This window comes from Bacillus sp. GW821-FHT11D08, from assembly GCF_058808515.1.
Window position 1 is genome coordinate 14,098 of sequence record NZ_JBXARS010000005.1, and the last position, 13,632, is coordinate 27,729.

General features: G+C 49.7%; 3 protein-coding genes. All 3 read left to right on the forward strand.

Going from position 1 to position 13,632, the window contains the following annotated elements; genetic code table 11:
- The first annotated feature begins 8 nt into the window (after positions 1-8).
- Positions 9-6,161, forward strand: a complete 6,153-nt coding sequence (locus AC1RRX_RS11180) for a type I polyketide synthase (RefSeq protein ID WP_144464514.1) — start codon at positions 9-11, stop codon at positions 6,159-6,161.
- Positions 6,158-12,373: a beta-ketoacyl synthase N-terminal-like domain-containing protein gene (locus tag AC1RRX_RS11185; protein WP_144464512.1), complete on the forward strand. Its 6,216-nt coding sequence runs from the start codon at positions 6,158-6,160 to the stop codon at positions 12,371-12,373. The genes AC1RRX_RS11180 and AC1RRX_RS11185 overlap by 4 nt, the downstream gene beginning before the upstream one ends.
- Positions 12,374-12,454: 81 nt before the next feature.
- On the forward strand, positions 12,455-13,609 hold the full coding sequence (locus AC1RRX_RS11190; protein WP_015417767.1) for a cytochrome P450: 1,155 nt from the start codon (positions 12,455-12,457) through the stop codon (positions 13,607-13,609).
- Positions 13,610-13,632: the final 23 nt, after the last annotated feature.

The following is a 13,632-nucleotide window of genomic DNA, read 5'->3' on the forward strand; positions in this document are numbered from 1 at the left end:
GACGAACCATGAAAAAAACAGTGAATCTGCGCCTGACGGCAGAACATCCCATTATGAAAAACCATCTTGTTCACGGAGAATCTGTCATGCCCGGTCTGGCCTATATTGATATGCTGTATCAGCTGGCAAAGCAAAGCCTTGATCTTTCATTCCGTTCCATCTGTCTGAAACGGGTGACCATTTATCATCCTTTATCAGTGAAACGGTCAGAGCGGCTTGATGTGAGTGTCATATTCAGTAAAGAAAAGGAGTTCTGGACTGCCTCGATTTGCGGGGCGGATTCCGGGACGGTTTTCTTATCAGCGGAGGTGCATGAAGGGGTTTTCTCATCAGATAAGCGCCTTGACGCGGAAGAGAAAAAACAAGTTGCGCTTCCATCAGTCTCCTTGCATACGGTTTACGAAGACGCGAGAAGCCGCGGACTGTCGCATGACGGGCTGATGAAGCCGGAGGGAGAGATCTATGCAAATGAAGAGGAATGTTTCCTTGATATTCGGCAGTCTGATTCATGCCAGGAAAATCTCCCCGGCGCTCTCTTTCATCCCGCGCTGATGGACGGTGCCGCCATGGCCTCCGGCGTATTGCAGACAGCTGCAGGCGCCGGTTTGTTTTTACCGATTTATTATGATTCGTTTAGTGCCGCTGAAACCGTTACGGAGCGCTGTTACGCGGTGATTTCGAAAAAATCCGGCACGCCTTCTGAAATGGTGAAAATGGATATTGACTTTTACAACCCCAGCGGTGCGCATATTGCTTCACTGCTCGGCCTGACAGCCAAAAAGGTGCGGACAGACCGGCAGCTGATATCAGGCGTTCAGCAGATGGAGGAAACCTTATACCGCATTTTTTCAACATACGTAGGCCGTCCTGTCACAAGAAATGATGCGCACACTGTGTTTTTTGAATTAGGTCTTGAATCGTCACAGCTTCTGGCCATTATTAAAGATATCGAAGGGGCGTTTGATCTGCGGCTGAATCCGACTCTTTTATTTGAGTGCAGCAGCATATCCGAACTGCTTGAAGACATAAAAACAAAAGGAACAGGTGAATCTTCCGGCCTTGTCGCGGATGCAGCACCGGTCTCTGAAACGCAATCAGTCAGTCAGACATTTACTTTCTATGAACATGAATCATTCCTTCAGGATCATCTGGTTTTCGGCAAACCGGCACTGATGGGTGTAGTGTATCCGTGTCTGGTGCTTGAAGCATCCGGAGCGTCTCATTCCGGCACGTATCCCGCCGAGCTGAAAGATATCCGCTTTACGGGCGGGCCCGTCACGCTGGAGCCGGGAGAGGCCGCACATATTGACATTTCATTTGCAACAGAAAAGAGTGCCGAACGCTTTACCGCAAGCTGCACTGTCTCCGGTGAAGAAAGCCGGAAGACGTGTGCCGAAGGAGAAATAAGCAGATATACAGAGGCACCCGTAAAAAAATCGTATGACGTTGAACAAATGAAGGCGCATGCACAAAAGGTAGCGCCGGATGTTATTTCCCGTCTGTACGATTCGGTTGCCGACTTCACGATAGGCCCGATGCTGAAAACGGTAACGGCGGGATACAAAATGAGTGAGAGCTCCTTTTTATTGCAGCTGGACTTATCAGGAAAAAAAGAAAAAGGCGATCTGCGTCACTTTGCATTTGACCCGCTTATATTGAATTCTTGTTATATGTCGCTCGGTGAAGAAGAGTTGCAGCTGAAAAAGCGGATTCACGTCCCGCTCATGATTGAGAGGCTGACGCTTTACGGACCAGTCATGTCTGATACCGTCTATGTGGTGAATACAATCAAACATAAAAAAGACGGGTTTCTCTCATTTGATGCCGCAGTCCTCAGTCATACCGGGGAACAGCTGGCGGAATTGAAAAACGCGTCTGTGAAAGAAGTGCTTCAGCCAAATCGGCTTGAAAATGCGTCTTTTGCCCCGTCCGGGAATCAAAGCCGTCAAAAAACGAAAGGAAAACCGCTGGATATTGCCATTGTCGGGATTTCCGGCAAGTATCCGCAGGCCGATGATATCAATGCGTTTTGGGAAAATCTCAAACTAGGAAAGGATTGTATTACCGAAATTCCGAAAGACCGCTGGAATTGGGAACATTACTTTTCCGAGGACCGGACGGCGCCGGGAGCGATCTACAGCAAATGGGGCGGATTCATTGACGGGATCGCCGATTTTGATCCTGAGTTCTTTAAGATTTCCCCCCGTGAAGCGGAACACCTTGATCCTCAGGAACGGCTGTTTTTAATGCATGCGTGGATGGCCATGGAGGATGCGGGATATACGAGGACATCACCTGAACTTGGCCGTCAGGTAGGTGTGTATGCCGGTGTCATGTATCAGGAATACCCGCTATTCGCGGCTGAAGCGGGAGTGAAAGGACGGCATATCGGGCTCCCCGGCGGGATTTCATCCATTGCTAACCGTGTCTCCTATTTTTGTGATTTTCAAGGGCCGAGCATTTCGGTCGATACGATGTGTTCGGGTTCGCTGACTTCATTGTACATGGCGTGCCGGGATCTGCGGGATCATCGGATTCGCGCGGCGCTTGCCGGCGGAGTGAATCTCACCGTTCATCCTAACAAGTACTTCATGCTGAGCCAGGGGCAGTTCATCTCATCTAAAGGACACTGCGGGAGTTTCGGCGCCGGGGGTGACGGCTATATTCCGGCAGAAGGGGTCGGGGTGCTGCTTCTTAAACGTTTAGAAGACGCCGTACAAGACGGAGATCGGATTTACGGCGTCATTAAAGGAGCTGCCATTAATCACGGCGGAAGAGCGAGCGGTTACACCGTACCGAACCCCAAGGCGCAAAGCGAAGTCATTTCTCAAGCTTTACAGGAGGCGGGGGTATCTCCGGGCCAGATCAGCTATGTGGAAGCGCACGGGACAGGGACGAAATTAGGCGATCCGATTGAAATCCGGGCTTTAACCGATGCATTCGGTGATGTTCCTGAAACATGTCTCATCGGGTCTGTCAAATCAAATATCGGACATGGGGAATCTGCAGCGGGCATCGCCGCTGTCACAAAAGTGCTGCTGCAGATGAAGCACAAACAAATCGCCCCATCTTTGCATGCGGATGTTTTAAATCCGAATATCCAATTTGACGAAGGGCCGTTTTCCGTCTGCCGGGAATTAACAGATTGGAAACGGATTTCAGCAGACGGAGCAGAACAGCCGCTCAGGGCGGGGGTCAGCAGCTTTGGGGCGGGCGGTTCTAACGCGCATATCATTATTGAAGAATATGAGGCTCCTGTCAAACAAGCAATCAGCAGCCAAGAGCCGGCTGTCATTCTGCTGTCTGCGAAAAACGGGGAGCGTCTGACAGAATATGCGGAGCGCCTTCTTGCTTTTCTTCAAAAGAAGCATACGGATAAGCCGGACTTATTTGATGTCGCGTACACTTTACAAGCGGGGCGGGAAGCGATGGATGAGCGGCTGGCTTTCATTGCGGACTCTCTTAAGGAGCTGGAGGACAAGCTCAGATCGTACTTGGAAAATGAAAACGCATCGCATCTTTACAGGGGACGGGCGAAGCGAAATCATGAGACAGTGGCTGTGTTTGAATCTGATGAAGATTTGCAAGAAGCCATGGTCAAATGGCTGAAAAAGAGAAAGTACGGTCATTTGCTGAACATGTGGGTGCAGGGAGTCGATGTGGACTGGAACTTGTTATATTCGGGACAAAAACCCCGGAGAATCAGCCTTCCCGCCTATCCGTTTGCAAAGGTCAGATGCTGGATTCAAGATGAAGCCGAGGCGGTTTCAAAACGGAATGACGGCAAAACGGTGATCCATCCGCTGCTTCATGAAAACACATCCGATCTGTGGGAGCTGAAATTCACATCCGTTTTTACCGGACGGGAATTCTTTTTCACTGACCACACAGTCAATGGGGAGAAGGTGCTCCCGGGAGCCGCCGTGATCGAAATGGCCAGGGCGGCCGTTGAGCGTGCCGCATACGCTGTGCCGGACGGACGTAAAGGAATGTATTTGAAAGATCTCATATGGATGAGGCCTGTCGTTCATAAGGGGACGGATGTAGAAGTCCATATCAGCCTTATCCTTAAGGGAAATGAAGACATTGAATTTACGATTTACAGCCTATCGGAAGAACCCGGGGGAGAACGGATTATATACAGTAAAGGCACCGCGGTATCAGGAGAGATAGCAGCGGTTCCGTCAGTTCACTTAGAGGGCTGGCTGTCCGGCTGCAGCCAATCGGTTATGACGTCTGATGAGGTTTATCAGGCTTTCCGGCATGCGGGTATGATATACGGGCCGAGCCATCAAGGAATTGATCAGCTGATGATCGGAGAGAGGGGTGCTGCAGCCCGGCTGTCGCTGCCGGAATCGGCAGACAGTACCGCCGATCAGTTTGTCATCCACCCGAGTCTTTTAGATGCCGCGTTTCAGGCGTCACTGGGTGCCGGTTCAGATACTGCCGGAGACACTCCGATGCTGCCGTTTTCCCTGCGGCAGGCAGAAATATTTCAGCCGACTCAGAAAACGATGTGGGCGCTTGTCCGCAAACAGAGCGATCGGTCAGATAACGGAGCGCTGACGCTGGATATTGATTTATGTGATGAAAACGGCGCTGTTTGTATGAGATTAACAGGCTTCTCCTGCCGGGCTGTCCGGCAGACAAACCAAACCGAAAGCAAACGGCAGGAAGTTCAGACGGCGATGCTTGCCCCTATTTGGGACAAAACTTTCTTTTCTCTGGAAGAAAATCGAGCGGTTGATCAAGAACAATTGCTGATCATCGGAAAGCCGGGAAATACAATAAAGGCTGCGGCAAAAATGTGGCCCCGCGCCCATCTGGCGGAGACGCCGGATCATTCAAGCGAGCAAACATTACGTGAATTGACAGCCGGGTATCAGGATATCCGCCATTTCTTATGGATTGCGCCGGATCGTTTCGCACCCGCATCCGTCAGTCAGGAAATGCTTGATGAGCAGGAGAATGGGGTGATTCAATGTTTCCGTTTCATCAAAGCGCTGCTGTCACTCGGGTATGGAAACCGAAACATCAGCTTTACGGCGGTGACCCGGCAGACACAGTCCGTGTATCCGGGTGATCTGCCGCAGCCTGAGCATGCAGGCGTACACGGTTTGATCGGTTCATTGGCAAAAGAATATCCGAACTGGGACATCAGGCTGATTGATGCAGAAGAAGACAGTGATTCGTCTGAAATGAAAGACATCTGGCGCCTCCCTCCAGATCCGGACGGAAATGCTGCCGCGTACCGTAACGGAGCTTGGCACAAGCAAAAAACAGTCCGGGTGCTGACAAGTTCCGCTCCGCGTATGTCGTACAGAGAAGGCGGCGTTTATGCTGTCATCGGCGGAGCGGGCGGCATCGGAGAAGCATGGAGCAAATACATGATCACCCGTTACAAGGCACGGATGATATGGATCGGCAGGCGGCCGAAGGATCAGGAGATTCAGAGCAAAATAGACAGGCTGGCGCTATCAGGCCCCGCGCCGCATTATATACAGGCTGATGCTCAAGATGCCGCAGCGCTTAAAGCGGCCGTCCGTTCCGTAAGAGAGCAATACGGCAATATAACGGGAGTCATCCATTCCGCGATAACGCTTGCCGACAAAAGTATGGCGAATATGGATGAAGCTTCTTTCAGAAACGCTTATTCAGCTAAGGTGAATACGAGCGTCCGAATGATCGAAGCTTTTAAGGAAGAACCGCTTGATTTTGTGCTGTTTTTCTCATCCGTAAATTCTTTCACAAAAAATGCCGGGCAAAGCAACTATGCGGCAGGGTGTACATTTCAAGACGCCTTTGCCCGCCATATCGCTTCCTTGCTTGATTGTGAAGTGAAAGTCATGAATTGGGGATATTGGGGCAGTCTGGGTGTTGTATCAGACCCGTCTTACAGAAAACGGATGGAGGCGTCAGGGATCGGTTCTATTGAACCCGATGAAGCAATGGAGGCGCTGGAAGTCTTACTATCAGAACCGTTCAGCCAAGCGGCATTCATCAAAGCTGCTCCGCACGGCTTAGCCGCGCTGACGGATCAAGATGCAATATCGGTTGTATCCGGCCCGAAGCCTTCATTTATGGAAAGCGTCAAGCGGCAAAATCCGGATCGGAATGAACGGCTTGAGACTTTAAAACGAGAAATGGAGTTGCGCATATGAACAGCCTTCTTTGCAAACTGCTCTTTTACCAATTACAGTCAATCGGTTTTTTCAGCGAGCCTGTCACTACACCTGCAGCATCCATGCGGAGCGCCGGCGTGATCGGCACATACGGCAGATGGCTGGAAGAAAGCCTGAATCTATTAAAAGAAAACGGATATATCGCGTATGACGGATACACGGTCACTCTTCTCACGGATCAGCGCCCGGACGGCCGCACAGTCTGGAATGAGTGGAATGCCCATAAACGCCTGCTTCCCAATGGGGAGCTTGCGCAAGCTGAATTGGCCGAGGCGACGATAAAAGCGATGCCTTCCATTTTAAAAGGAGAACGTCCGGCTACGGATATCGTATTTCCCGATTCATCAATGCGGCTCGTTGAAGGTGTTTATAAGCATAATCCTGTCGCGGATTATTTTAATGAAGTGTTAGCAGATTCCGCGGCCGCTTACCTGAAAGCCTATCTTACAGAACACCCCGATGCCCGTATCAGGCTGATAGAAGTAGGGGCCGGGACGGGCGGAACGAGCGCCATGCTGTTTACAAAACTGAAACCATTTGCAAAACAGATTGCGGAATATTGTTATACGGACGTTTCTAAAGCTTTTTTAATGCATGCCGAACAGGAATACGGACCTGATGTGCCGTATTTGACAACAGCCTTGTTTAATGCAGAGGAGCCTTGCGAATCACAAAATATCAAAACGGGTGTTTACGATATTGTCATCGCCGCCAATGTGCTTCACGCCACAAAAAATATCGGTTTGACACTGCGCCGTCTGAAAGCGCTCCTGAAATACAACGGGATGATTTTGATAAACGAAATCAGCGATCGTTCTGTTTTTACCCATTTAACCTTCGGGCTGCTTGACGGCTGGTGGTCCTATGAGGATGCTGAGCTTCGGATTCCGGGAAGTCCCGGCCTATATCCAAAATCGTGGGAGCGTGTGCTGCATTCGGAAGGATACAGAGCGGTTTGTTTCCCTGCTGAAACGGCTCATGATCTAGGCCAGCAGATTATCGCAGCTGAGAGTGACGGACTCGTTCGGATGCAAGGGATCAGAGACGGCAGAAAGCCATACGCCGCCCCGGCCGAAGTTTTCCGAAAGCCCGCGCAGCCTGTTTCCCGCAGCCGCGCGCCAGAGGTGCATCAAGCTGTTAAGGCTGATGGGGAATCGGTCGCTTCCCATGTCCGCTCTGTCATCAAAACAAGTATTGCCGATGTATTAAAAATGAAAGAAGAGGATATTCAGGAAGAACTGAACTTCTCTGAATACGGCATTGATTCCATTCTGGCCGTCAATGTGATTAACGAGATTAATAAGCGATTGAATCTTACACTGCAGACAACGATTTTATTTGATTACTATCATGTGAAACTGCTGACCGGTTATATCTCGGAAGAATACGAAACCATCATAGCCTCGTCTCTGAAGACCGATAGAGCGAAAATCCGCCCGGCGCTTCAGGAAGAACGGCCTGCTGAAAAACCTCTGCAGACGGAAAGAAAGGAAAACGGTTATCAGAAACCGAAACAAGAACGTATGCCGCCTTCTTTCGCAAAGTCCGATGACTCGGGAATGTTCCGGGTTGTGATTGACCGTCCGGGCGGCATTGAAGATCTGACGATTGCCCGCAGTGAAGTGCCCGAGACAAAAGATGACGAGGTTCAAATAGCCGTCCGCGCCTTTTCTTTAAACTTCGGAGACTTGCTTTGTATCAGAGGGCTGTACCCGACGATGCCGCCTTATCCGTTCACTCCGGGATTTGAAGCAAGCGGCGTCGTGATCAAGACAGGGAGGCATGTAACATCCGTCATTCCAGGTGATGAAGTGATTGTCGGCATGGGAGAGGAATTTGGATCTCAGGCGAATCTCATCACATGTAAAGAACATCAAGTCTATCATAAACCGGCCCGGCTGACCTTTGAAGAAGCATGCGCTCTTCCCACCGTGGCGGTGACCATGATAGACGCCTTCCGGAAAGCCGGACTTAAAAAAGGCGAAAAAATATTAATTCAGACCGCGACGGGAGGAACGGGGCTGATCGCGGTGCAAATGGCCCGGCATATCGGCGCGGAAATATATGCCACGGCCGGATCACAGAAAAAAATTGAGTATTTGCATTCACTAGGGGTCCGTAATACCATTTGCTATTTAGAAGAAGATTTTGAAACGGAAATCATGCGAATGACCGGCGGCCGTGGGGTGGATGTTGTCATTAATACCCTGGCCGGTGATGCCTTGCAAAAAGGAATGAATTGCCTGGCGCCGGGCGGAAGATATATCGAAATTGCCATGACTGCGCTGAAATCCGCTAAATCAGTCGACTTGTCCGTCCTTCATAACAATCAATCGTTTCACAGCGTGGATTTGCGGAAGCTGTCCCTTCAAAATCCGGATCAGGTCAAGGACTATCAATTGGAACTGCAGCGGCTGGCGGAAGAGGGAGTCATTCAGCCTGTCATCTCAAAAATCTTTTCCTTTGAAGACATAAAAGAGGCGTATCACTGTCTGGATGACCGCGGAAATATCGGGAAAATCGTCATCAGCGTTTCTGAGCCGTATCAAATGACGTACCGCCCCGAACAAAAGGATCTGGCCGATACAGTAAAATCAGCAGCTGTGTTACATGAAAAAGAACCGATCGCGATTATCGGGATGAGCGGGCGGTTTGCTGAATCGGAGAATCTCCATGAGTTTTGGGAACACTTAGCCGCCGGGCGGGATCTGATTAAAAAAGCAGACAGATGGGATGTCTCTGACAGCCAATGCCAGTATGGCAGTTTTATAGAGGACATTGAATGTTTTGACCCCGTTTTCTTTCATATATCGGGACGTGAAGCGACCTATATGGACCCTCAGCAGCGGCTGTTTTTGGAAGAATCATGGAAAGCGCTTGAAGATGCGGGATATGCGGGAGACTCGGTAAGAGGCCGGGAATGCGGCGTGTATGCCGGCTCCTGCGGCGGAGATTACCAGGCCATTTTTAAACAGCAGGGGCCTGCGCAGGCTTTTTGGGGCAATCATAATTCCGTCACTCCGGCAAGGATCGCCTATCACCTTAATTTACAAGGTCCGGCGATCACTGTTGATACGGCATGTTCCAGTTCGCTGACAGCCATTCATTTGGCATGTCAGGGGCTTTGGACGAAAGAAACGGAAATGGCGGTGGCGGGCGGGGTTTTCATTCAATCCACTCCCGCTTTTTATCAGTCGTCAAATAAGGCGAATATGCTGTCACCGACCGGACGCTGCCATACGTTTGATCAAAGCGCGGACGGGTTCGTGCCTGGTGAAGGCGTGGGAGCGGTGGTGCTGAAACGTCTTAGCGACGCCGTTAGTGACGGAGATCATGTGTACGGCGTCATAAAAGGATCTGCAATGAATCAGGACGGCGCTACAAACGGAATCACCGCTCCAAGCGCGCTTTCTCAAGAACGATTGGAACGTCATGTCTATGATACTTTCCACATTGATCCGGAAACCATTCAAATGGTGGAAGCTCACGGAACGGGCACTGCACTGGGCGACCCGATCGAATTCGGCGCCTTAACGCGCGCTTTCCGCCGCTATACGGATAAAAAAGGATATTGCGCCATCGGCTCTGTGAAAACCAATCTCGGACATGCCGCTGCGGCCGCGGGGATGGCCGGACTGTTTAAAATCCTGCTGTCGCTGAAGCATCGGCAGATTCCGGCTTCCCTGCATTTTCACCAAGCCAATCAGCATATTCAATTTGCGGACAGCCCGTTTTTTGTGAATGAAAAGCTGATACCGTGGGAACGGAATCCGGATACACCGCGCAGAGCCGCCATCAGTTCATTCGGATTCAGCGGAACAAATGCCCATCTTGTGATTGAAGAGGCGCCGCAAACCGTGCGCCGGTCGCCGGCAAAACCGGCCTGCCTCATTCCTTTATCTGCGCGGACGGAGCGTCAGCTGGAAATTCAGGCAGAACGCCTGCTGGATTCACTCAGCAAGAACAAAGACAGCGATCTGGGAAATATAAGTTATACGCTCCTGCTCGGCAGAAAGCATTTACATCACCGGTTTGCCTGTATCGTAAGCAGTGCGGACGAACTGAAGCGGGTATTATCGGAGTGGCTTGTAAAAAGAGAGCTTCCGGGTGTGTTTATGTCCAATTTGAAGGATCAGAAGCCGGCAGAAGAAGCCGGAATGAAAACATTCGGAATGGAATGCATTGAACAGTGCCGCTCGGCAGCTTCGCCCGCGCAGTACAGAGAAAGCCTGGCACATATCGCTGACCTTTTTTGCAGAGGGTATGATCTTCCTTTTACACGGCTTTTTGACGGAGGGCAATATTATAAAACGCCGCTGCCGGCCTACCCGTTTTTAAAAGAAAGGTATTGGGCGGCTGATGTAAACAGTTCTTTACCAGGCCAAGCCATGAAAAAGTCTGAAACGCAAACCGTTCTCCCGTCTTCGCCACAGCCTGAACATGAAGGGCTGATTTCTCTGAGTCCTTTAACTGAGATCGAAATGACAGCGTTTGAACCGGAGACATTGCAAAAGCCAATCGTGTTACAGCCTTTGGATTGTACTGTTTCTGTCCAACAGCCGAAAAAAGCCGTTTCCGAAGACAATAGAACATTGCTTGAAGAATTGAGGACAAGCCTGGCAGATATTTTATTTTTGTCACCGGAAGATATTGATGCTGATGAGCCTTTCATCGATATGGGTCTTGACTCCATTATCGGGGTTGAATGGATACAAACAGTAAATAAAACGTACCACACTGAGATTACTGCCAATAAGGTGTATGAACACCCGACGCTTGAAGAGCTTGCGGAATATATAGCGGGACAAATAAAGAAACCCGAGTATGCTGAAGCGGAGGAAACCGCGGTACGTCCGGAAATCCCGGAAGCAGAAACTCCCCTTGCCGGCATCTCTGACGGCACTTTGCGCAAAGAGCTCAAAGAAAGCCTTGCGGACATCCTATTTCTGAAGCCGGAAGATATTGATGAGCATGAGGCATTCATTGAGATGGGGCTGGATTCTATTATCGGTGTGGAATGGGTTCAGTCCATTAATAAAACCTATCAAGCGTCTATTACGGCAAATCTGGTCTATGAATACCCGACAATCGCAACATTAGCCGGGTATCTGACCGGTTCTGTCCAAAAAGACACTGAGGAAGTACATGAGGAACATACGAAACAAAACGATATATCAGAAGAGACAGATGATCAAGAACCGCCCGAGCTGATCTGTCTTAACCCGGGGGGAAAGGGAAGACCGATTTTCTGGTTTCATTCCGCGCTGGGGGCAGTGGAGCTGTACCAGCCTGTTGCCGAACGGACCGGGCGTCCTTTTTACGGAATTCAGGCAAGAGGGTGGATGACAGACCGGGAACCGATCCGCGGCATTAAAAACATGGCCGAATATTACGTTAAGCTCATACGTACCGTGCAGCCCCGGGGTCCTTACGATGTAGGCGGCTATTCATTAGGGGGCATGCTCGCTTATGAAGTCACCCGGCAATTGCAGCTGGCTGGAGAAACCGTTGAGTCAATCGTCATGCTCGACTCCTTTGACTCGGCGGGTGCGCGGGAAATAAACATTCCTGATGAATTATTTGATAAAAATATGATGCTGCAGACGGTGAACATGGCTTTATTTGCACCGGTCTATCAACATCCGGAACGCATATCTGAAACCTTGATTCATCGTGATGAACTGAATGCCGATCTTCATGAAGACATATTTTTAGAGCAATTAATCGTCAAAGCCAAACAGCGGGGGTTAACGAAGACGGACGCGTTGGTGAAAAATCTGATCAGGCAGAATATAAACGTTCAGGACGCTTACGAAATCACTGATTACGAACTCCTGCCGCTTCCGGATCCGAACGGGGTGACATGCTATTATTTCCGAAATAAAAACGGTATTTTCTTGGGTGAGCTTGATCCGTATTTTACAATCAGGGCTGATATTTTATCCGCTGATTTCGTCAACTATTGGAGCCAGTGGGAAGAGCATATGACAAACATCGCCATCATGGATGTGGCGGTATCCAACCATATGACGTTATTGGCTGAAGACAGCGCAGCCGAAACGATTTCTGAATTTTGCGGCGTTTTATATTCGGCAGACGGAATGACAGAATACAGCTTTCTGCAGCTGCAGGAAAAGATACTGAACGTGCATGGTGAGATGCTGAAGCAGCCCGCCAAAACAAGACCGTAAATTCACATATCCGCCCGCCGGGTTTACTCGTAAGCTTTGGCGGGTCATTTCAAATCTTGATCACATCTTGGAGGAATGAAAATGACCAGTTTAACAAAAATCAGACAGCAGCAGCCGTACAAGTGGTACCAAACGATGAGAGAAACCTCTCCCGTTCATTACAATGAAAAGGAAGATTGCTGGGAAATCTTCACCTATGATGAAGTGAAGCGGGTGATTTCTGACTACAGTCATTTTTCTTCCGATCATAAATACTTAAGTGCGGACAAACAGGAAAAAATGATCCGGCATATTAACAAAGACAGCCTTTTGAAAATGGACCCGCCCGAACACACCGTCTTCAGAAAATTGGTCAATCAGCCGTTCATGCCGAAATCGGTTGAGTCTCTTGCACCGCGTATAGCCGCTATCGCTGATGACCTGCTTCAGGCCGTCCGTTCAAAAGGCAGGATGGACATTATTGAAGATTACGCATTTCCGCTTCCGATTATCGTGATCGCAGAGCTTTTAGGATTCCCTCCGAAAGACAGAGATATCTTTAAAAGCTGGGTCGACCAAAGCCAGAATGTAAAAGATGAAAAGAAAATGAATGAAGTGCAAAAGCAGATGATCGGATATTTCATGCAGTTTATTTTACAGCGGAGAAAACAGCCGCAAAATGATTTAATCAGCCATTTAATTTCAGCTGATTTAGACGGAGAGCCGCTGTCAGACAAGCAATTAATCGGTTTTTGCGGCTTGTTGATCGTCGCGGGGCACGTAACGACGGAAAATGTGATCGGAAATTCATTTCTCAGTCTCAAGGAGTTCCCGCACATTCTGCCCCGGCTGCTTGAAAACAAGGCGCTTCTTCCTGACTTTATTGAGGAAGTCATCCGCCTCAGACCTTCCATTCAGCGGGTAACCCGCTACACCGCGGTTGAAAGCGAGATTGGCGGAAAAACGATTCCGGCCGGAGAAAAAGTGTATGCGTGGATTGGATCGGCGAACAGAGATGAAAAGAAGTTTGAAAATGCCGATCAGATTGACTTGGGACGAAAGCCGAATCAGCATCTGTCATTCGGTCAGGGCAGCCATTATTGCTTAGGAGCACCGCTGGCCCGGCTTGAAGCGAAAATCGCGCTTTCCCACTTTTTTGAACAGATGTCCGCATGGCGTTTTACTGAGGATCAAGAGCCGAATCTGGTTCCGAGCCCTGTATTTCACGGCGTTGACAGGCTGCTTGTTGAGTTTTGAACGGAAAAATAAAAGAGGCTTCC

Coding starts and splice junctions, on each gene's coding strand:
- AC1RRX_RS11180 (WP_144464514.1), top strand. CDS start 9: ATGAAAAAAACAGTGAATCTGCGCCTGACGGCAGAACATCCCATTATG.
- AC1RRX_RS11185 (WP_144464512.1), top strand. CDS start 6,158: ATGAACAGCCTTCTTTGCAAACTGCTCTTTTACCAATTACAGTCAATC.
- AC1RRX_RS11190 (WP_015417767.1), top strand. CDS start 12,455: ATGACCAGTTTAACAAAAATCAGACAGCAGCAGCCGTACAAGTGGTAC.